Annotated in this window: 17 protein-coding genes; 12 read left to right on the top strand and 5 right to left on the bottom strand. The window is 39.5% G+C overall.

Features of this window, described 5'->3' with window-relative positions; genetic code table 11:
* Positions 1-245 precede the first annotated feature (245 nt).
* On the bottom strand, positions 246-1586 hold the full coding sequence (locus tag PR800_RS11045) for a basic amino acid/polyamine antiporter (RefSeq protein ID WP_395349643.1): 1341 nt from the start codon (positions 1584-1586) through the stop codon (positions 246-248).
* A 352-nt stretch (positions 1587-1938) separates the two neighbouring features.
* Positions 1939-2889: a DUF1471 family protein YdgH gene (gene ydgH, locus PR800_RS11050; protein ID WP_272530811.1), complete on the bottom strand. Its 951-nt coding sequence runs from the start codon at positions 2887-2889 to the stop codon at positions 1939-1941.
* Positions 2890-3274: 385 nt separating this feature from the next.
* On the opposite strand from ydgH, the gene pntA reads away from it, so the two are divergent.
* Entirely contained in the window at positions 3275-4804 is a 1530-nt protein-coding gene (gene pntA, locus PR800_RS11055) for a Re/Si-specific NAD(P)(+) transhydrogenase subunit alpha (RefSeq protein ID WP_272530813.1), read from the top strand.
* A 13-nt stretch (positions 4805-4817) separates the two neighbouring features.
* On the top strand, positions 4818-6206 hold the full coding sequence (gene pntB / locus PR800_RS11060; RefSeq protein WP_102140391.1) for a Re/Si-specific NAD(P)(+) transhydrogenase subunit beta: 1389 nt from the start codon (positions 4818-4820) through the stop codon (positions 6204-6206).
* Between the two features lie 93 nt (positions 6207-6299).
* Here the strand turns inward: pntB and uspE are convergent, their stop codons facing one another.
* Entirely contained in the window at positions 6300-7247 is a 948-nt protein-coding gene (uspE, locus tag PR800_RS11065; RefSeq protein WP_102140378.1) for a universal stress protein UspE, read from the bottom strand.
* A 126-nt stretch (positions 7248-7373) separates the two neighbouring features.
* Positions 7374-8129 carry an FNR family transcription factor gene (locus tag PR800_RS11070; protein ID WP_068443675.1) on the bottom strand — a complete coding sequence of 252 codons (756 nt, stop codon included), beginning with the start codon at positions 8127-8129 and terminating at the stop codon, positions 7374-7376.
* Between the two features lie 364 nt (positions 8130-8493).
* Between PR800_RS11070 and PR800_RS11075 the strand changes: the two genes are divergently transcribed.
* From PR800_RS11075 to PR800_RS11095, 5 genes are all read left to right on the top strand, one after another.
* Complete coding sequence (locus PR800_RS11075) at positions 8494-9504, top strand: NAD(P)H-quinone oxidoreductase (protein WP_272530815.1); 1011 nt, start codon at positions 8494-8496, stop codon at positions 9502-9504.
* A 404-nt stretch (positions 9505-9908) separates the two neighbouring features.
* On the top strand, positions 9909-11849 hold the full coding sequence (locus PR800_RS11080; RefSeq protein WP_231068933.1) for a pyridoxal phosphate-dependent decarboxylase family protein: 1941 nt from the start codon (positions 9909-9911) through the stop codon (positions 11847-11849).
* Positions 11850-11869: 20 nt separating this feature from the next.
* The gene (gene tyrP / locus PR800_RS11085; RefSeq protein WP_102140380.1) at positions 11870-13078 is read left to right on the top strand and encodes a tyrosine transporter TyrP; all 1209 of its coding nucleotides are present in this window, start codon (positions 11870-11872) and stop codon (positions 13076-13078) included.
* Between the two features lie 275 nt (positions 13079-13353).
* Positions 13354-13896, top strand: coding sequence for a PadR family transcriptional regulator (locus PR800_RS11090; RefSeq protein WP_125894386.1), 543 nt, complete (start codon positions 13354-13356; stop codon positions 13894-13896).
* Between the two features lies 1 nt (position 13897).
* Positions 13898-14101 (top strand): DEAD/DEAH box helicase, encoded by a 204-nt coding sequence (locus PR800_RS11095; protein WP_102140382.1) that lies wholly within the window; start codon positions 13898-13900, stop codon positions 14099-14101.
* Between the two features lie 223 nt (positions 14102-14324).
* Here the strand turns inward: PR800_RS11095 and PR800_RS11100 are convergent, their stop codons facing one another.
* A complete protein-coding gene (locus tag PR800_RS11100) occupies positions 14325-16070 on the bottom strand; it encodes an ABC-F family ATP-binding cassette domain-containing protein (protein WP_272530816.1) in 1746 nt (581 codons plus the stop codon).
* A gap of 412 nt (positions 16071-16482) precedes the next feature.
* Between PR800_RS11100 and PR800_RS11105 the strand changes: the two genes are divergently transcribed.
* The 5 genes from PR800_RS11105 (at position 16483) to ahpC (ending at position 23031) form a co-directional block, all read left to right on the top strand.
* Positions 16483-16959 carry a GNAT family N-acetyltransferase gene (locus tag PR800_RS11105; RefSeq protein WP_102140384.1) on the top strand — a complete coding sequence of 159 codons (477 nt, stop codon included), beginning with the start codon at positions 16483-16485 and terminating at the stop codon, positions 16957-16959.
* A gap of 366 nt (positions 16960-17325) precedes the next feature.
* Positions 17326-18396 carry an HlyD family secretion protein gene (locus PR800_RS11110; RefSeq protein WP_166267483.1) on the top strand — a complete coding sequence of 357 codons (1071 nt, stop codon included), beginning with the start codon at positions 17326-17328 and terminating at the stop codon, positions 18394-18396.
* Positions 18393-21149, top strand: coding sequence for a ribosome-associated ATPase/putative transporter RbbA (gene rbbA, locus PR800_RS11115; protein WP_102140386.1), 2757 nt, complete (start codon positions 18393-18395; stop codon positions 21147-21149). Before PR800_RS11110 ends, rbbA begins: the two co-directional genes overlap by 4 nt.
* Positions 21150-21154: 5 nt before the next feature.
* Positions 21155-22279, top strand: a complete 1125-nt coding sequence (locus PR800_RS11120; protein WP_168222884.1) for an ABC transporter permease — start codon at positions 21155-21157, stop codon at positions 22277-22279.
* A 188-nt stretch (positions 22280-22467) separates the two neighbouring features.
* Complete coding sequence (gene ahpC, locus PR800_RS11125; protein ID WP_272530817.1) at positions 22468-23031, top strand: alkyl hydroperoxide reductase subunit C; 564 nt, start codon at positions 22468-22470, stop codon at positions 23029-23031.
* Positions 23032-23095 lie beyond the last annotated feature (64 nt).

The raw sequence follows: 23095 nt of genomic DNA on the forward strand, positions 1-23095 counted from the left end.
TTTAGTCAGTTTAGGATTTTTAGTTACAACATACAAATAGATTGTAAAAATATAAGCATCTGAGATCGTACAACAGTAATTTTCACCAGTATAAGGGAAGTGAAATGGTAATAGGGGATTAATACTAGAAGATTATTGAAGTATTGAAGTATTGAGATCTTGAGGTTTTGAGTGTGTGGAAAATAGGAAATTACAGTAAATAGGGCTTAAATTTACGTATCAAAATTAAGCCCTTTGGTACAAAGCTAAACAACTAAATAATAGAGTGCTGGAATAGCAGCGATAGCAATTGCATAAGCCATGATTTTTTCAATCATCTTTAATGGTACTTGGTTGGTTTGTTGCTGACGAGCATAGAAAAATACCAAAATACCAGGGGCATACAAAACAACGGATAATAGTAAATTAATTAACCCTGAAGCATAAATCAGCCATAAACCATAAAGGCTAGCAATAGCTCCAACCGCAAATAATGCTTTATTATGACGCTCAAAAGCCACTTTGACTAAAAATGCACCGACAAGGAAATAGGGGACTAAAATCATTTCGGAAGCTATAGTAAGTAATGTATTGTAATTACTTCCACTAAGCCAAATAAGAACTAAAGAGAGTTGCACAGCACCATTAGTGAGCCATAAAGAAGAGGATGGCGCATCATTTTTATTTAGTTTGTTGAATATTTTAGGAAATGATTGATACTGCGCGGCGATATAAGGCACTTCAGCGGCCATAATGGTCCAACTTAGATAAGCTCCACAAACAGAGATAATGAGGCCAGCCGCAATAATAATATCACCACTCGAACCAATTAAATCTATCATGAGAGGAGCCATGGATGGATTTTTTATTTCTGCAAGTTCTGCTCTAGGCATGATACCAAGAGAAAGTAAGGTAACGAGTATATAGATAATTAAGGCGGAACTGACAGCAAAAATTGTTGCTAAGCCAACATCACGGCGGTTTTTAGCTCTAGCTGAAACGACAACAGCCCCTTCAATACCAATAAATACCCACAGGGTAATCAACATAGTATCTTTGACTTGCTCCCAAACAGGAACGCCAAATTCGATACCACTGAAATCTGCATTGAAAATATCAAGTCTAAATGCCAAAAAAGCTAATACAATAAATAAGCCAAGGGGAACTAATTTTGCCATTGTAGCGAGTTTATTAATTCCAGCGGCTGTTTGTACTCCACGAAGCACTAAATAGTGAACAAACCAGAGAAGTATTGATTCTCCGATTAGGGCTTGCCATGTGTTCCCATCACCAAAAATGATGTTATCAGGGGTATCAGTAAAAAAACTGATTGCTGCGAATACGATAACAAGATAAGACACATTGGCAACTACCGCACATAGCCAATAACCCCACGCAGAGCAAAAACCAATTAATTCCCCAAAGCCGACTTTGGCGTAAGTAAATATCCCACCATCAAGGTCAGGTCGTATACGAGAAAGCAACAATAAGGCAAATGCTAAAAAAAGGATGCCCACACCAGTAATTGACCAGCCGATTATTAATGCGAGAGGGCTAGCCACTTCAGCCATATTTTGAGGGAGACTAAAAACACCGGCACCAACCATCGAGCTAAGAACTAGCGCCGTTAGAGCGGTAAGACTCAAAGTATTTTTCAAAGTAAATCCTGAACGTTCAGAAATCAAAAGTTAAAATGACGTTAAAATGCCATTACAATAATTAGTTTAACTAGAAGCCATAAAAAAAGTAGACAGAATGACTGCATGTTTTCAGTGTGTGGATTCTACGAACGAAATGAGAGATATGCAATGGTAATGTATGCATTTTTTAAGGTGTTTTATGCACTTTCTTAAAAGAATGAAGGTGGATAGTGTGTGAGATGTGATTTAACGGAAACGAAGTGAATAAAAACAAAAAAACCAGCCGAGAAGGCTGGTTTTAGTATCACAGAAAATTGAACTATTTAAACAAGTCAGCACTGATGGTGACACTTCCACCATTAGATTGCCATTCTCTTGTAATATGGAAATATTTAGCCCCTTTTGCTTCCGCACGTTTTGCTATTTGGTAACGTACTTCAGGCGTATTGGTGTAATATCCAGAGAATGTTATAGAGTCAAATGGAACCATTTGAGCCGCGGCTGTTTTGTTGACTTCTTCGATAACATAACCACTTGGCAGGGTCACACTAGTACGACCCGGTTGACTGCTAGAGGTTTCAAAGAAGCGTCCGACTGCGGTTGTTGGTTCTTCAGAAGATGCAACACCAGGAATGCGAACTTTTTTAGCAGCTTCACCACCTTCAGCTAATAGAGCACGGCCAGCGTCTGAATCAGCAGGAACCACTGCGTCTTCATTCAGTACTTGTCGCTTCGGCGCATCTTTCTTATAGATATAAGCTGTCGCTAATGTGTTTCCACCATCATTCATTGCGATATTACGAACCACATAGAACGAAGCTGCATTTTTCTCAAGGGCTTTTTTTGCAATAGCCTCATACAGGTCTGGTTGAGAAGGGTAAAAACCACTTACCGTAACAGTATCAAAAGGTTCATATTCGGTTGCATCCGCTTTTGACATTTCCTCAACACTACCGAATACACGACGCTTCGGTGAATCAACTTCTGGTGCATCTTTTGCGTAGACGTCTGCAACAACACGCATGTTGCCACTATCACCTACATCATCAAGGCTTTGAATGTAAAAGGCATACGCCCCCATTTTATCAGCCCTACGGGAAACTGCATCAGATGCTTCATAAATAGCATTAAAGCGCCCGGTAACTGTTATACGCTCATAAGGTTTTAATTCAGTAGCCTGTTTTGGCGTCAATTCAACAGCCGCCTGAGTAGCAGTTATACTAGTTAATGACAGCACCGCGGCTGCGATGACCGTAGTTTTCAGCTTCATACAAAATCCTTCCGCCTTGCGCAATTTATTATAAACATGCTGAATCTTAGTTGTATCACATGTACGTGATTATTACACGTAACAGAACCTGTTGTCTCATGATTTTATTTTTATGAGAAATAAATAATTATTGACTAGTTAAATTTACCAGATTTTTTAAAGTATCCAGTATTTTATTGACCTAAAACTAAGATTTTCACTGCGAATTCCATTTACTGTCTAAGAATCGAGATCAATTATGGATCAAGACGCTTATTTTCAGTAGGTTATTAGAACATTAAAAATCTGTTTATGCACAAAATAAGACTTTTCTCTGTGATGATGGTCATTATTTTAGCAAACACCCTATTAACAACATTACTTCAGGCATTAAAAAGGGAACATTATGCGTATTGGTATACCAAGAGAACGACTTGCCAATGAAGCGCGTGTTGCAGCTACGCCATCAACAGTGACTCAACTACTTAAATTGGGTTTTTCTGTGTGTGTAGAGCAAAATGCGGGTCATTTAGCTAGTTTTGATGATGTAGCATATGAGCAAGTGGGTGCCGAAATCGTTGATCGTGATACTGCATTTGCTGCGGATATTGTTTTTAAAGTCAACGCACCTCTGGATGATGAAATTCCTTTGTTAAAAGAAGGAGCAACATTGGTGAGTTTCATTTGGCCAGCACAGAATGCTGAGCTAATGGAAGCTTTAAAGGCTAGAAATATTAACGTGATGGCGATGGATGCAGTACCACGTATTTCACGTGCTCAGTCACTTGATGCGCTTAGCTCAATGGCAAATATTGCAGGTTACCGTGCAATTGTTGAAGCTGCTCATGAATTTGGCCGTTTCTTTACGGGGCAAATCACCGCGGCAGGTAAGGTGCCACCAGCGAAAGTCATGATCATTGGTGCTGGGGTTGCTGGCCTTGCTGCAATTGGTGCTGCGGGTAGCTTGGGTGCCATTGTACGTGCCTTTGACACTCGCCCTGAGGTAAAAGAGCAAGTTCAGAGTATGGGTGCTGAATTCCTTGAGCTAAATTTCAAAGAAGAGGCTGGCAGTGGCGATGGTTACGCCAAAGTGATGTCAGAAGCATTTATAAAAGCGGAGATGGAACTGTTCGCTGCACAGGCGAAAGAAGTCGACATTATAGTGACCACGGCACTTATTCCAGGCAAACCAGCGCCTAAATTGATTACCAAGGAAATGGTTGAATCAATGAAGCCGGGAAGTGTGGTTGTCGACTTAGCGGCTCAAACGGGTGGTAACTGCGAATTAACCCAAGCTGACAAATTAGTCGTGACCGACAATGGTGTGAAAATTATTGGTTACACAGATTTGCCAAGCCGTTTGCCAACACAATCATCCCAGTTATACGGCACCAACCTTGTTAACTTGATGAAATTACTGTGTAAAGAAAAAGATGGCGAAATTAATATTGATTTCGACGATTTGGTTATTCGCGGTGTAACGGTGATTAAACAAGGTGAAATCACGTGGCCAGCGCCCCCAATTCAGGTATCTGCTCAGCCGCAGGCGAAACCGCAAGCGGTGGAAAAAGTTAAAGCACCTGAGAAAAAGATGTCACCGACGGTAAAATATGGCTTGATGGCATTAGCTATCATCTTGTTTGGTTGGTTCGCTAATTCAGCGCCAAAAGAGTTTTTATCGCACTTTACTGTATTTGCATTAGCTTGTGTGGTTGGTTATTACGTGGTGTGGAATGTGACTCATGCATTGCATACACCGCTAATGTCAGTCACTAATGCTATTTCAGGGATCATCGTCGTGGGCGCCTTGCTTCAGATTGGAAGCGGTGGCTGGGTAAGCTTCTTATCCTTTATCGCCATATTGATCGCGAGTATCAATATTTTCGGTGGGTTTACTGTAACTCAACGCATGTTAAAAATGTTTCGTAAAGGATAAGGGGTAACTTATGTTGTCGAGTGGAATTGTGACAGCAGCTTACATAGTTGCTGCTATCCTGTTTATTTTCAGCCTTGCGGGGCTATCACGTCATGAAAGCTCTCAACGAGGGAATACTTACGGCATCATCGGGATGGCTATTGCATTGATAGCCACCATTTTAGGTCCTCACAGTGCAAATGTGGGCTGGATGATCGTTGCGATGGTTATTGGTGCGGTTATCGGTATTCGCTTAGCGAAAAAAGTTGAAATGACAGAAATGCCTGAGCTGGTGGCTATTTTACATAGTTTCGTCGGTTTAGCTGCAGTGCTGGTTGGTTTTAACAGCTTTATCGCTAGTGAAGGGCATGCTGATGTTGTGATGGAAAACATTCACTTAACTGAAGTTTTCTTAGGGATCTTCATTGGTGCAGTGACCTTCACCGGTTCAGTAGTCGCTTATGGTAAATTATCAGGGAAAATGTCATCAAAACCGATGATGTTACCTAATCGCCATAAACTGAATTTAGCAGCGTTAGTTGTTTCATTTATTCTGTTAGTCATTTTCGTTAAAACAGAAAGTGTCGGCTTACAAGTCTTCTTGATGCTAGTCATGACCGCGATAGCTTTAGCTTTTGGCTGGCATTTAGTGGCATCAATTGGTGGAGCGGACATGCCAGTGGTTGTTTCAATGCTGAACTCATATTCAGGTTGGGCTGCTGCAGCGGCAGGTTTCATGTTAAGTAATGACTTGCTGATCGTTACAGGGGCATTGGTCGGTTCTTCAGGTGCGATTCTGTCTTATATTATGTGTAAGGCGATGAACCGTTCATTCATCAGTGTTATTGCAGGAGGCTTCGGTACAGATGGCTCTTCAACAGGCACAGAAGAAGAAATGGGCGAATACCGTGAAAGCACTGCAGAAGAAGTCGCTGAAATGTTGAGAAATTCAACATCAGTGATTATCACTCCAGGCTATGGTATGGCAGTGGCACAAGCACAATACCCTGTTGCAGATATCACGACTAAATTACGTGAACGTGGCGTCAAAGTGCGTTTTGGTATTCACCCTGTCGCTGGGCGTTTGCCAGGGCATATGAACGTATTACTCGCAGAAGCTAAAGTGCCTTACGATGTCGTATTGGAAATGGATGAAATTAACGATGATTTCTCTGATACCGATACCGTTCTTGTCATTGGTGCTAACGATACGGTTAACCCAGCAGCTCAAGAAGATCCAAACAGCCCAATAGCGGGGATGCCAGTTCTTGAAGTTTGGAAAGCAAGCAATGTCATTGTATTTAAACGTTCAATGAATACAGGCTATGCAGGGGTGCAAAACCCGTTATTCTTCAAAGAGAATACACAGATGTTGTTTGGTGATGCGAAAGATAGCGTTGATGCGATCTTACGTGCATTGTAATTTAATGAATCACTAATTCATGTCAAAATGATATAAATAAGAATGGGTTACTGGTTAATATCAGTAACCCATTCTTGATTTTTAAGTCACTAGTTAATCATCATCAGCAGGAGTGATAGGGCAGACAAAACCGTCAGGTTTAATTGCTAATAAATCACATTTTAGTTTATCGATGACATGTTCCGCAGTATTCCCTAAAAAGGCGGCTGAAATGCCTGTACGGCCTAAAATACCGAGTACGACAACCCCCGCATGTAACTCTTCACACATATCAGGAATAATTTTCTCAGGTAGGCCCTCTCGGACATGGGTGTACTTTTCATCAATACTAAACTTTTGCCGTAACTCTTTCATGGCAATTAAATGTTGGCCGCGTAGTGCGTTGTTATATAGGCTCGGGTCGAAATCAGGTAACTCTATGGCAATATTCATAGGAGCAACAGGATACGCACTTACTAAATGGATTTCCTGCTCTTTAATAATACGTGTTGCTAAGTCTTTTGTTTTTTCAACCAATTTGATATTGAGGTCATCATGATAAGATTCCTCATTCGATAGGTTAACAGCAACAACAACTGAACCATGGTCAGGCCATACTTTATCTTTTACCATCCAAACGGGAGCGGGGCATTTTCGGAGTAAGTGCCAGTCAAGTGGGGTAAAAATAATAGATTCAAAATTATCTGTTTGATGTGCCATTTTGAGTAATAAGTCATGTTCACCACTTATCACTTCTTGAATAATGGCTTCATATGGCTTGTTATGCCAAATAACTTTAATTTCAATATCAATGCCCGCTTCAAGATAGAAATGAGCTTGTTGTTTGATCCAAGCCGCTTTTTGGCTTATTACACCTTTGCGCATGGCATTACGTTCTTCAGGCGAAAGTAATGTTGTCATGTCATAGGAAAGGTCGTAAATAGGTAAAAACGCTTTTATCCGTCCACCATTACGCTGCACGATGTAGACAGCACGTCTTAATGCAGGTTGATCATCCTGATTTGGGTCAATTGCAACTAGCAGGTTTTTATAGTTTGCCATATTGAAATCCTCTTGATACACGGATGTTTCCATATAGATAAACTATGATATTGGGATTAAATAGGCAAGAAATCTGGGGAAAAAAAATGAAAACGGATCACCGATAACGTGATCCGTTTAGGGATATTAACATGTAATAGCTGAAACTTTACCTGCAATATCAGTCAGTTTTGTCATATCTTCGATAGTGATATACTTACCTTTAACACTCAGCATGCCACTTTTCTGGAAACGGCCTAAAAGGCGGCTAATGGTTTCAACGGTTAATCCAAGATAGTTACCGATATCTCCACGCGTCATTGTTAATCTAAATTCTCTTGGTGAAAAACCACGCTCTGCAAAGCGATGAGATAGGTTAAGAATAAATGCAGCTAAACGTTCTTCAGCGTTTTTCTTGGATAATAAAAGGATCATTTCTTGATCGCCTTTAATTTCACCGCTCATTAAACGCATAATTTGCTGACGTAAATTAGGCATTTTGCCTGACAAATCATCTAAGGTCTCAAATGGTATTTCACAAACCATTGATGTTTCAAGGGCTTGTGCAAAACTCGGGTGCTGTGTATGAATGATAGCGTCAAAACCAACAAGGTCTCCGGCTAAGTGAAAACCGGTAATTTGCTCATCGCCTTCTTCGGTTATTGTATAGCTTTTTATTGTACCTGAGCGGATGGCATACAATGAACGCAATTCATCACCAGCTTTAAATAAAGCTTGGCCTTTTTGAATGGGTTTTTTGCGCTCGATGATATTATCAAGTTGATCCAGTTCATGTTCATTCAGCGTAAAAGGAATGCAAAGTTGGCTAATACTGCAGTCCTGGCAATGAATAGCACAACCACCAGACTGGATGCGACGAACAACTCTTTTTTCTGGGATCATATTTAAGGCTCAATCAAGTTAAAATTATTGATATGAGTCAATTTTAACATAAGATAATGCAACTGGTAAGTAGTAAAGTATGACAGAATCGACTTAATAAACAAAAAAGCCAATCAGAGAAACTGCAAGAGATTAGTGAATTTAGATGTTCATGCTAATTTAAAGAACATTACTAAATATAAAATTTGATATAGGTTAAATTTTGGTCTTTAAACGATAAAAAGCGATATGTACGACCCATTGTAATTAATACTTAAAATTATGCTAATTAAGCACGAAACATTAAACTAATTAGCATTAATTTAACACGAAAATAAATTTATGAATATCAATTTTTCAAATTAACCTCAAAAAGGAGAATATAATGACACTTACTCAACAGTCTTTACCCACTTCGATGACGGTTGTTGACATTATAGAACCTGGTGGACCAGAAAAACTGCGATTAATTGATAAACCGCTACCTAGAGTTTCTGCAGGATATTTGCTTGTTAAAGTGGAAGCCGCTGGAGTTAATCGTCCTGATATTTTTCAACGTAAGGGGTCTTACCCTCCACCGGCAGATGCATCACCGATTATGGGACTTGAAATCGCAGGAACGATTGTTGCCAAAGCGGATGATGTAGATGAATGGCAGATAGGCGACAAAATTTGTGGGCTGGTGGCTGGGGGAGGTTATGCAGAATATTGTTTAGTACATAAAAATATCGCATTACCATTAGGGGGCCTTTCTTTTATCGAAGGGGCTGCTATACCTGAAAACCTTTTTACTGTTTGGGCAAATGTTTTTCAAATAGGTAAGCTTAAGAAAGATGAAACGGTACTTATTCATGGTGGGACATCGGGTATTGGCAGTGTGGCGATTATGTTAGCGAAAGCCTTTGGTGCAAAAGTATTAACAACCGTTGGTTCTGAAGAAAAAGTGGATGCAGCAAAACGACTCGGTGCGGATTGTATTATTAACTATAAAAAAGATGATTTTGTTGAGGCGACGCTCAACTACACCTCTTCACTAGGTGTTGATATGGTTGTCGATATTATTGGTGGAGATTATGTCGCGAAAAATTATCAAGTTGCCGCTAAATTTGGGCGGATCATCCAAATTGGGATGATGAAAGGTAACCCTAAAGAGTTAAATATGATGCCTTTAATGGTAAAGAGATTGACTCATACAGGCTCAACCATGCGCTCTCGTACTATTGAAGAAAAAGCATTGATCGCTCAAGAACTGAAAGAACAAGTTTGGGATTTGTTACTAAACGGTAAAATGAAACCTATTATTAACAAAGTGTATCGTTTATCACAGGTAAAAGAAGCTCATGAGCATATGGAATCTGGAGATCTTATCGGCAAAATTGTTTTGTTAAACAATTGATTAGCTGTTATTTCTGTGGTTTTTACTATTCTGCTTTAGTTATTTTTGAATAGTAAAAATCGCATTCAATATAACAATTTTTTCACATATTCAAGCTTTTTTAGCGTAAAAATCTCTTTACAGTTGACTAAATTTTGATTTTTTGTGTTTGTCCACAAATCAGAACGAAATTAGACGGAGTTTGTTAATAATTTAATAGAGATCGATTATACCTATGAATAAGTTGGCCATTAACGGTTTGTTTATCAATAAATAATGTTTAAATGATATTTTTAAATGCATATCATTAATATATTGATGTCTCTTATATAAACATAGCCCGTTATGCACTTTCCAATGATATTAAGTTAAGTGACTTAAGTGCAATTAGCACGCGTTAATTGTAGTTTGAAGGTGTAGTAATGATAAATAATTTTAAAAATTCAAAAATAAATGTTGATGCATTATTTTTAGGCCCTAAATCTGAAAATGCTGTCTTTTTCAAAGAAATGATGGAGTATTCAGTTAGTGAACATATGCATTGGCGCTCTAGCTACCATCCTGAAGATCCTGATCTTATCTCTACTGTTGACCGTTATGCTCCCGAGTACCGAGATACGCTTTATCGTACTGAAGGCATTCTTAATCAACTCTCTTCAAAATTAAAAACAACGTCGGTCCCCTGGTTCTCTCCCCGTTATATGGGGCATATGAATGCAGATACACTGATGATTTCTAATTTGGCTTATGTCATGGCAATGATGTACAACCCCAATAATTGTGCACAAGAATCTTCACCAACGACAACCGTTTTAGAAATAGAGGCTGGGTTAGATTTATGTGCTATGTTTGGTTATGACGTACAACATGCATGGGGGCATATTACATCTGGTGGAACAGTAGCTAACTACGAAGGATTATGGGTAGCTAGAAATATTAAAACACTACCGTTGGCGATTATGCAGCATCCACAATCCAAATATCTACTGCAGGGCAAAACCGAAAAAGAGTTACTCAATCTCTCTGTTTCTAAGGTGTTAGATTTAATTGATGAATTAAAGAAAATGCATATTTTCGAAGAAATTCGTGATTTGACCTGCCGTGGTGTTGGAATAAAGCAAGGAAAACTCGGTAAGTTATTGGTACCGCAGTCTAAACACTATTCATGGATGAAAGCGATGGATATTCTTGGTTTAGGCCAACAGAATATTGTGCAACTCCCCGTTGATGCAAGTTATCGAACGGATGTGCATAAAATGCGGGAAACTGTATTTGCATTGATTGAGCAAGGGGAGCCAATTTTAGCCGTAGTTGCTGTTGTTGGAACTACAGAAACTGGCGCGATAGACAATGTAAAAGAAGTCATTGAGCTACGACGTGAATGTGAGCAGCGTTTTGGGGTTTCCTTCTATGTGCATATTGATGCCGCTTATGCGGGATACGCTTGCGCGATGTTTCGTGATGAAGAAAATCAATTTATGGAGTATGAGAACGTAATCCAACGTTATCATAGTGAAGGCATTTTTCCTGAAAACATGGTGTGGCCAAAACGCGATGTTTATGAAAGCTTTAAAGCATTAAGCCAAGCTGACTCTATTACTGTTGATCCTCATAAAGTGGGGTTTATTCCGTATGCCGCAGGTGCAATCTGTATGAAGGATAAGCGGATTGTGGATTTAGTTTCTTATCATGCCGCATATGTATTTGAAGAAGTACAAGAAAAACAGCGTACAACAGAAAAAGCGCAGAATGTGTTACTTGGCTCTTCTATTATGGAAGGATCAAAAGCAGGGGCAACTGCAGCAGCGGTATGGGCTGCACATCGTTTAGTCCCGTTAAATATTTTAGGGTATGGAAAAGTGATTGCGGCAGGGGTCACCACAGCGAATTGGATGATCGACAAGATAAATCAATGTGAGCCCTTTATTATTGAAGATCGCCAGTTTTCAATTATTGCGATGCCCACACCGGACTTTCACATGATTAATTTTATGTTTCGTGAAATCGGTAACACATCTTTAGAAAAACAAAATCAATTAAATAAACGGTTATATGAATTATGTTCTTATGCCGCAGGGCGAAGTTATTCTAATGATTTTCTCACCTCATCAACCTCACTAACACATGAAGAGTATGGCGATAACCCATTGAGCTTATGTCGAGATGCACAATTTTCTGATAATGAATGGCATAAAGTACGGTCAATTTATGTGCTACGGGCAGCGATAATGACGCATTGCTTGCGTGATAGGGCTCATTTTGAAACCTATTGGATGGAATTAAAAAATATCTTTGAAGACAAACTGCAACATCTCATTAATGAAGAAAATAAGTTAAATCATTCCAATTATAAAATTAAAATTTAATTACTTGTTAGGATCTCAATATGAAAAATCGCACACTTGGTAGTGTATTTATTGTTGCAGGTACTACGATTGGCGCAGGTATGTTAGCTATGCCTATCGCTGCCGCTGGTAATGGTTTTTTAGTTAGTTTGGCTATGTTATTAGTATTGTGGGCATTGATGTGTTACACAGCATTGCTTTTGGTTGAAGTTTATCAACATGAATCTCACGAAACTGGGATCGGTAGTGTTGCTCAACGGTATTTAGGGCCTAGCGGTAAATTTATTACAGGCTTTAGCATGATGTTCCTTATGTATGCATTGACAGCGGCTTATGTGAGTGGCGCAGGGGAAATTATTACTTCAAATTTAAAAAGTAGTTTTGCCATTGATATGGCTGATTGGATGGGAATTGTTGTATTTACCATCATTGGTGGGGGAGTTGTATGTTTTGGGACTTCATCAGTAGATTTTATCAACCGTATTTTATTTGCTGCAAAAATTGTTTTCTTAGTCATTATATTGGCGTTAATGATACCTCATGTTGAGCAACAGAATTTATTAGCAGCACCAACTGAAAAAGTCCTCATTTTATCGGCTATTCCCGTATTTTTTACCTCCTTTGGTTTTCATGGCAGCGTCCCTAGTATCGTCAAATACATGGGGGGAGATGTCAAAAAACTTCGTGTTATCTTTATCATCGGTAGTGCTATCCCGTTAGTTGCTTATATTTTATGGCAAATTGCAACATTAGGGAGTATTGGCACAACAACATTTGTTGGTATTCTGGCTGAAAACGCAGGGCTTAACGGGTTGCTCGATGCAATTAAGGATGTAGCTCAATCAGGAAAAACAGAGTTAATAGCACAGATGTTCATGAGTTTGGCTTTAGCAACCTCTTTCCTTGGGGTCGCTTTGGGGTTATTTGATTTTTTAGCCGATTTATTTAAACGCCAAGATAATGCTTCAGGGCGCATACAAACGGGTTTACTTACCTTTGGACCACCACTAGTTTTTGCTTTATTTTATCCTAAAGGGTTTGTAATGGCGTTAGGGTATGCTGCGATTGCACTTTCAATACTCGCCTTATTATTACCTAGCGCAATGGCATTCAAATCAAGAACATTGAATCAACGGAAATATCAAGTCCTAGGTGGTGGGTTAGGCCTATCATTGGTATTTATTTGTGGAATTATTGTTATTGGTGTTCAGTTAGGGATTGTCTTCAATATATTACCTAATATTGGTTAATAAAATACGTGTATACAAGCCAGCCGTATCTTGATGGCTGGCTTGCTCAATTCCTAAAAGCCTTTCCTAAATTTACTGCATAATTTACTCAGCTAGACAATTCACCGCACATTTTTACTGTTGTATCGACAGTTAGTCGGTATAATCCATATAAGAATGATTATCATTAGCACGTTATGCACAAAAACAGATATATCTAAAGCTAGCATTTTCTGTAAAAGTAACTATTATATTAGATATATCGGTTTTAGTACGAATAACCACTGAGAATTTTAATGGCAAGTGAACAACAACTAGACCCGTGTTTGTGTAACGGTAAAAGTGTTAGCCGTATGTTTAACCCTAAACAGTTAAGGATTTATATCCTGCATTTACTGACAGGGGGAATTAATTACGGTTATGAGCTAATAAAAAAAATTGCAGAAGAGACAGCGGGTTTTTATTGCCCGAGCCCTGGGGTGATATATCCGACTCTAACGTTGTTAGAGGAGCTAGGGTTTATTTCAGCGGGCAAAGATAATGGAAAAGGGCGAAAGTGTTATGTCATTACCCCCGAAGGTCGCTGTTTTTTATTACTAAAAGCTGAAATATTGGCAGAAGTTCAACTAAAATTAAAATATGCACAGGAATTAAAAGCAGGTAATCAATTTGCTAATGAAATTGAATGTGCTGTAGACAAATTTAAGTCATTGTTGAGACACCAAATAGTGATACAACAGTTGACGAAAGAAGAGACAACAAGAGTCGTTGAGATCATTAACCGAGCAGTAGAACGAATTGAGCAAGTCAATGCCGTGTTAGTGGCAGAGGAAAAATAAAATGGCTAAAACGAATGATATTATACAAGCAAAAGAGCGTTTATATATGAAAGAAACAAGCAAAATACCACAAACCGACGCCCCGGTTTCATCTGAAAATGAACCGCCTATAAATACGAATAAAGAGGTTAAGTTTAAAGAAGTTGTATGCCCAAGTGTCCCAACTTCATATTTTAAGCGGGCTAAGAAACAGAAAATAAAATAACAATTTGGATAGTTTACAAAATCTTTATTCACATAAAATGCATAAAGAATAAACTTTATTTATTTTCATTATTGGTGAACAACGGTACTTATTTCTATTATGTCGTCAATAAGGTAAATTTTAGGGTGCATATAATTATTTTGTAAACTGTAACTATCATCCTATATTAATATACAGCTTCTTAAGAAAATCCCCTGATCACTAACGTTACCAGGGGTATCGGTTACAAGCCCAATTTAGCGTGTATTTGGGCTATTTCGTTGCTCCACTGTTGTTGTAACTGTGGTTTTTGGTGGCTTAGTTTGCGTTTTTGGTCCGCAAGTAATTTTTGCTCCAATATAAGCAATGTTTCTAACAACTCATCTTCATGAGTAGTTTCCTTACTGGGAATTTTAACCATCGATTTAACAGGGGCATTTCCCCCAATTGTAGACGCTAATAATGGTTGTGTTTGCTGTTCAATTTTATGATAGATATCATCAAGATTAAGGTATTCCTCTAACCGATTATCATCGATAAACCAGAATCGTTGGCAACTATTTTCAATGAGCCACCTATCATGGCTGACGACCAACAATGCTCCAGAAAATAAGCTAATTTGCTCGCAAAGTGCTTCCTTACCTTCTAGATCAAGGTGATTGGTTGGTTCATCCAACAAAATCAACTCGTACTGGGCCAAACTTAAACCAATAAACAATAATCTAGCGCGTTCGCCACCGCTCAGCGTAGCGACTTTTTGTTGATGACGAGTGTAGGTAAAACCCGCACCAATCAATGCCATTTTTCGTTGTTCATCGGTTAAAGGTGCAAAATGACGTAGTGCATCCAATAGACTATCATTATCATTTAGCTGCTCTAATTGTTGGTCATAATATCCAACACTAATTGCAGGATGAAACTTCAACTGTGCGCTATAGCGTAAGTCTTGCTGATAATGTTGCCAAAGTAGGCGCAGAAGTGTTGATTTACCACAGCCATTGGCCCCCATGATAGCGATATGCTCACCACTTTTGACTTGATGAAATGCCGTTTTAAATAACGAATTTCCATTCGGTGTTGAGACAACGGCGCCTTCCAATTCCAAAACTCTATCTGCAGGAATGGCTTTACCATTTAAGGCAAGCCGCCATTGATAGCCTTCAGTTAACTCTGTTTGGGCATCTTTAAGGCGGTCAATCTGTTTTTCCATTTGCTTAGCTTTGCGTGATAAGGCTTCATTGTCATACACATGCCCCCAAATGGCTAAGCGTTTGGCACTTGATGCAATACGGTCAATTTCTTTTTGCTCTGCTTGGTTACGGCGTGCGTCGGTGACGTCTTTTTCACTCAATGCTTGTCGTGCTGCACTGCAAGGTAACCGATAAAAATGCAGTGATTTATCTCGTAAGATCCAAGTGCAGTTACTGACTTTATCTAATAACGATTGGTCATGAGAAACTAGCACAAAACTGCCTTTCCATGATTGTAAGAAGTTACCTAACCAAATAAGTGTGGGTAAATCTAAATGATTACTAGGTTCATCGAGTAACAGTAAATCGGGTTGTTCAATTAAAGCACGGCCCAGAAGCAAACGTGTATGTTGTCCGCCACTGATTGCATTCGCTTTTTGTTCCCATTGTTCAGGTGTAAAACCTAATTCTGATAATATAACCTCAGCTCGCCAACGTTCAGTGACTTTATCTTGTTCAGGTAATTTTTGAACAAGTGCATCAAGCAGTGTCAAACTGGCAACATCATCGGATAAGTGTTGTTCAATATAAGCAGTTACACAATGATTCGAATAAGTGATACTGCCACTATTGGGGGAGAGTTGTTGGGTTATTAGCTTCAACAATGTACTTTTGCCACTTCCGTTATGGCCAATTAAACCAATACGGTCACCTTGTTGAACAGTAAAAGAGATGTCATTCAATAAGGTAGAGGTTGAAGTATCGTAATTTAATGATTTTACAGTTAATAAAGTGCTCATAGCTTACTCAAATTTTAGGCATAAAAATACCAGGGATAGCCGTAACGACAACCCAGTAAGCTGAGGGAAGGTTTTCTTTAGTGGCTTCGCTCAGGCAGGGTTATCGCAGTATAAAACTGTGAAAGCCTGAGCTCTGGCGATTACCAAAGAAGTGTGAATATTCAATAAGATCACACAACAACATAAATTAGCCTCCTTAATATTCATCTAGTTAATCGATGAGACAATTATAGCTAATATGTTATTTAACCGACAAGGTCCGAAAATGCGCTCTCCGATTATTATGGGAAAAAGCATATATAGGTATCAATAATACTTATATCACGCGCAAAGAGATGAATAATATTGCTGTGAATTGGGTTCTTGTTATGTAACGTTTAAAATCATGATTCAAATAACAAGAGAGCCCCAAATGAATGTAGAAATAAAACCCGCAACCCGTGATGACGCTGCTTTGATATTAGATATGATCATTGAATTAGCAGATTATGAAAAAGCACGTCACGAAGTTAAAGCCTCGGTGGCTGATATAGAAAATTCCCTATTTGGAGCGAACTCAAGCACAGAAGCTTTAATCTGTTATGTGGATGGGAAGCCAGCAGGATATGCCGTATTCTTTACTAGCTATTCAACATGGTTAGGCAACAATGGTATTTATTTAGAAGATTTATATGTTTCCCCTGATTTTCGTGGCGCGGGAGCAGGAAAAAAATTATTAAAGCATATTGCCGTGTTAGCCGTAGAACGAAAATGCCAACGGTTGGAATGGAGCGTTTTAGATTGGAATCAGCCTGCAATTGATTTTTATAAAAGTATTGGTGCAGAGCCTCAGGATGAATGGGTTCGCTATCGAATGGATGAAAAAATAATTGCCGAATTCGCAAGTTAATATTTAGTCACTGTTCAAATATTGCTGAATAAAGCCAGTAAGTTAATTTGCTGGCTTTATTTTTTGAATTAAATATATACAAATGATGCCTTATCCTGATTTTTGTAAGTTTATTCTGTTTTTTTGTGACATAAGGCAACTAAACTTAAGCCAAACGTTGATAAACTATCATTAAATTAAATAGATAGCCAATTTAATGATAGTGGTAACACTTACTTGGCCGAGTTTATAATAAATAATATTATTTTTAGTTTTAATGGTATTTATTTCGTATAGAGACAGTTATGTCATTTTATTAATAATCACCAGGTTAATAATCAAAATAATTGTTGTTCCTTGTTTTCTCATTTAATGGAAAGGGATGGTATGAAAATAAATAAGCAAAAAATATCTTTTTACATCATTTTAATATTAATTATTGTTGCGGGTGGTCTTTATTACTGGAATGTTAATTCAGGTGGGCTACCTGCTGGGTTCGCGCAAAGTAATGGTCGTATAGAAGCAACAGAAATTGATATTGCCACTAAGACGGCAGGGCGTATTGAAACAATTAATGTAAAAGAAGGAGATTTTGTTAAAGAAGGGCAAGAACTTGCTCGTATGGATACGCGAGCACTCCAAGAGCAGCTACATGAAGTACAAGCTCAATTACGTCAAGCCATCAGTGCAGTGACGACGGCCGAATCAGCTTTAGCACAGCGTAAAAGCGAAAAAGTTGCAGCTCAAGCGGTTGTTCGTCAACGTGAAGCTGAGTTAGATGCTGCACAAAAACGACTAAATCGCTCTAGAGCTTTGGTAAGAACAAACGCCGTTTCTCAACAACAAGTGGATGACGATACCGCCCAGATGCAAGGTTCTCGCGCAGCACTGGAAGCGTCAAAAGCCCAAGTGGCTGCAGCGACATCAGCGATTGATTCTGCCAGCGCTGGTATTGTTCAAGCTAAAAACCGTGTTGACGCAGCGACAGCAACGGAACGTCGTATTATAGCGGACTTAGATGACAGTATTTTAAAAGCGCCAAGAAATGGGCGTATTCAATATCGTGTAGCTGAGCCCGGTGAGGTACTTGGGGCAGGTGGACGGGTTTTGAATATGGTCGATTTAAGTGATGTATATATGACCTTTTTCTTACCAACTGAAGACGCAGGTAAAGTTGCCTTAGGTAGTGATGTTCACATTATACTCGATGCTGCACCAAACATCGTGATCCCAGCGAAAGCCACTTTTGTAGCAAGTGTCGCACAATTCACACCGAAAACCGTAGAAACACAAAATGAACGCTTAAAATTAATGTTCAGAGTACGTGCGCGTATTTCTCCAGAATTATTAGAGCAACACCTTGAATATGTGAAAACAGGGCTACCTGGAAAAGCATATGTGCGTTTAGACCCTAACGGATCTTGGCCTGCTGAACTTGAGGTGAGATTACCACAATGACCAATAAACTGATGGATGATGTGATTATTGATATACAGCATGTCAGCCAGCATTATGGTGATAATTGTGCGTTGGATGACATTGTGCTTTCCATCCCAGCGAGAAAAATGGTTGGGTTGATTGGCCCCGATGGCGTAGGGAAATCAAGCCTGATCTCCCTGATTGCAGGAGCAAGAGTGATTCAACAAGGCCAAATAACGGTACTTGATGGTGACATGAATGACATTGAACACCGTAGAGCAGTTTGTCCTCGCATCGCTTACATGCCTCAAGGGTTAGGAAAGAACCTCTACCATACGTTATCTGTTTATGAAAACGTTGATTTTTTTGGTCGGTTATTTGGCCAATCAAAAGCTGAGCGTGAATATCGCATTCAAGATTTGCTTGAAAGTACCGGGCTTGCGCCATTTAAAGACCGTCCGGCTGGCAAATTATCAGGCGGTATGAAACAAAAACTTGGGTTATGTTGTGCGCTAATTCATGACCCTGACTTATTGATTTTAGATGAACCTACCACTGGGGTTGACCCGTTATCTCGCGCACAGTTTTGGGATTTGATTGATCGCATTCGTTTGCGACAAACCAATATGAGTGTTTTGGTCGCAACCGCGTATATGGAAGAGGCGGAGCGCTTTGATTGGCTAGTGGCAATGGATGATGGCAAGGTGCTCGCTACAGGCCATGCATCTGAATTAAAAGCCCAAACGCAATGTGATGACCTTGAAGCTGCATTTATTGAATTACTACCTGAAGAAAAACGCAGTGGGCACAAAAAAGTCGTGATCCCTCCGCGTGATACCTCGAAAGACAATATTATTGCCATTGAAGCCCAAGACCTCACCATGCGTTTCGGTAACTTTGTAGCAGTTGACCATGTGAATTTTAAGATCCCAAAAGGGGAGATTTTTGGTTTCTTAGGCTCCAATGGTTGTGGCAAGTCAACCACGATGAAAATGTTGACGGGTTTGTTACAAGCCAGTGAAGGGCAGGCATGGCTATTTGGCCAAGAAATAGACCCGAAGGATATTGAAACACGCAAGCGTGTCGGTTATATGTCACAAGCATTCTCATTATATAGTGAATTGAGTGTTGAGCAGAACCTTGTGCTTCATGCCAAGCTTTTTCATATATCTGAGGATAAAATCCCTCAGCGAGTTGACGAAATGTGCCAGCGTTTTGAACTTGATGATGTGCGAGACGTTATGCCAGACGACTTGCCTTTGGGGATCCGTCAAAGGCTATCTTTAGCTGTCGCGGTTATTCATGAACCTGAAATGTTAATCCTTGATGAACCCACTTCAGGTGTAGACCCCGTTGCCAGAGATATGTTTTGGAATTTAATGGTCGACTTATCAAGACGTGACGGTGTCACTATTTTTATTTCTACCCACTTTATGAATGAAGCAGAGCGCTGTGACCGCATTTCACTCATGCATGCAGGTAAAGTCTTAGATTGTGATACCCCTGTTAACTTGACCAAGAAAAGAGGGCTTGGCACGCTTGAAGAAACCTTTATCGCCTATTTACAGGATGCCGTGGGGGATGCAGGACAAGGACAAGAGACCGCGCCAGAGTTCCACGTTGACCCTGAACTAAAAGAACAAGCGACTGAAGCATTGAAAAAACGTTTTAGTTTGCGTCGGCTATTTAGCTATTCCATACGGGAAGGCATGGAGTTACGTCGTGACCCTGTACGTTCAACACTGGCATTATTAGGAACGGTAATTCTTATGTTTATCATGGGTTACGGCATTAGCATGGATGTGGAAAATTTACGTTTTTCAGTGCTAGATCGCGACCAAACAGGGCTAAGTCAAGGATATACACTGAACTTAGCTGGTTCACGTTACTTTATCGAACAACCTCCAATCAAAGATTATGATGATTTAGAGGCTGGTATGCGTAGCGGAAATATTACCGTTGCGATTGAGATCCCACCTAACTTTGCAAGAGATGTTGCTCGAGGGAGTAACGTTAAAATTGGTGTGTGGATTGATGGTGCGATGCCAAACCGCGCTGAAACTGTGCGTGGTTATGTACAAGCGATGCATTTAGCATGGCTGAGCACGATGGCTGCGCGCCAACCGGCTGGCGTTGCAGGGATACCGGCTATCGACATTGAGACTCGATATCGTTATAACCCAGATGTTCGTAGCTTACCGGCAATTGTTCCCGCGGTTATTCCATTATTATTAATGATGATCCCAGCCATGCTGAGCGCGTTGAGTGTTGTTCGGGAAAAAGAGCTCGGTTCGATTATCAATCTTTATGTTACTCCGATCACCAAATTAGAGTTTTTGCTTGGAAAACAGCTCCCTTATATTCTATTGGGTATGTTTAACTTTGTGCTACTTTGTATATTATCGGTATATATATTTGGTGTTGAATTTAAAGGCAGTTTTCTGACGTTAACGTTGGCTGCATTTTTGTATATCAGTATTGCAACAGGCATGGGGTTATTGATTTCATGCTTTATGAAAAGCCAAATTGCGGCAATTTTTGGTACTTCTATCATTACGTTGATACCCGCAACTCAATTTTCAGGAATGATTGACCCTGTCTCATCATTGGAAGGTATTGGCCGCTGGGTTGGGATGGTCTATCCAACATCACATTTTTTGACTATCACACGAGGAACTTTCTCTAAGGGATTAAATTTATTCGATTTACAGTCATCATTTATCCCATTACTGATCACCATACCTTTGGTTATTGGGCTAAGTGTTCTATTCCTGAAAAAGCAGGAGGCATAGCGATGATCCGTAAAATTCAGAATATTTTTAACCTAGGAGTCAAAGAATTACGCAGTTTAGGCCGCGATAAAGCGATGTTAGCTTTGATTGTTTTTGCTTTTACCGTGTCGATTTATTCGTCAGCAACCGTGACGCCTGGATCTTTACATAATGCGCCTATTGCGATTGCTGACCAAGATAAATCACAGTTATCAAACCGAATAATCAATAGTTTTTATGCACCTTATTTCTTATCTCCTGTAGATATTACGCCAGACCAAATTGATGGTTTGTTAAACCGTGGTTCATATACGTTTGCATTAGATATTCCACCTAATTTTCAACGTGATGTGCTTGCAGGGCGGCACCCAGAAATTCAAGTCAATATTGATGCAACAAGGATGAGCCAAGCCTTCTTAGGAAATAGTTATATTCAAAATATTACCTTAGGGGAAGTGAATGAATTTTTAGCAAAATACCGTAGTAATGCGAGTTTGCCTGTCGACTTGGAAGTACGTATGCGCTTTAACCCCAATTTGACACAGTCATGGTTCGGTTCTGTCATGGCAATCATTAATAATATTACGATGTTATCGATTGTTTTAACGGGGGCGGCGCTGATCCGCGAGCGGGAACACGGTACAGTCGAGCATTTGATGGTTATGCCTTTAACACCATTTGAAATTATGATGTCGAAAATATGGTCAATGGGGCTGGTGGTACTGATAGCATCCGGTGTTTCCTTAATTTTGGTCGTAAAAACATTGCTACAAGTACCAATCGAAGGGTCTATCTTATTGTTTATGTGTGGGGTGGCCTTGAGTTTATTTGCGACAACGTCGATTGGTATTTTTATGGGGACGATTGCACGCTCCATGCCCCAGTTTGGTTTGTTGATGATCTTAGTGCTATTGCCATTAAATATGCTTTCTGGCGGGATGACTGCGCGAGAAAGTATGCCTCAGCTTGTTCAAGATATTATGTTAACCATGCCGACAACACACTTTGTTAGCCTTGCTCAAGCGATTTTATATCGCGGTGCTGGCTTCCAAATTGTTTGGCCTCAATTTGCAGTTCTTGTTGTGATTGGTGCTGTGTTCTTTTCTCTCGCACTCATTCGTTTTCGTAAAACGATTGCCACCATGGCATAACCTACTGTACATGAAACATCCATTAAAAATAAAACGCTTGCTGAATTGTTCAGTAAGCGTTCTAATGCTTTGCCTATTAATTATATGAACATGATTAGGTTGTGCCTATCAAATCGATAGTAGGTAATGATTGGATTAAGCTGCTGTAAAACAGTAACTTAATAGGCAACCAAACAGGAGAACATCATATGTCATTAATTAATACTCAAATCAAACCATTTACTAACCAAGCATTTAAAGATGGCCAATTCATCGAAGTTTCTGAAAAAGATGTTGCAGGTAAATGGAGCGTTTTCTTCTTCTATCCAGCTGACTTTACCTTTGTTTGCCCAACTGAACTGGGTGACATTGCTGACCATTATGAAGAATTCCAAAAATTAGGTGTTGAAATTTTCTCTGTTTCTACTGACACACATTTCACCCATAAAGCATGGCATGCAAGCTCAGAAACTATCAGTAAAATCAAATATGCCATGATCGGTGACCCAACTGGCGCATTAACACGTAACTTTGAAAACATGCGTGAAAACGAAGGCTTAGCAGACCGCGGTACTTTCGTTGTTGACCCACAAGGTATTATTCAGGCAATCGAAATTACTGCTGAAGGTATTGGTCGTGATGCAGCTGACCTGTTACGTAAAGTTAAAGCAGCACAATATGTTGCTAGCCACCCAGGTGAAGTTTGCCCAGCTAAATGGAAAGAAGGTGATGCAACGCTGTCTCCATCTTTGGACTTAGTCGGCAAAATCTAATTAATCTATCTTAATTGATTAATACTGAATAATTCAGGTTGCAGGTGTTTAGGCCTGCAACTTG

Source organism: Providencia sp. PROV205, from assembly GCF_028479505.1.
Taxonomy (GTDB): domain Bacteria; phylum Pseudomonadota; class Gammaproteobacteria; order Enterobacterales; family Enterobacteriaceae; genus Providencia; species Providencia huaxiensis.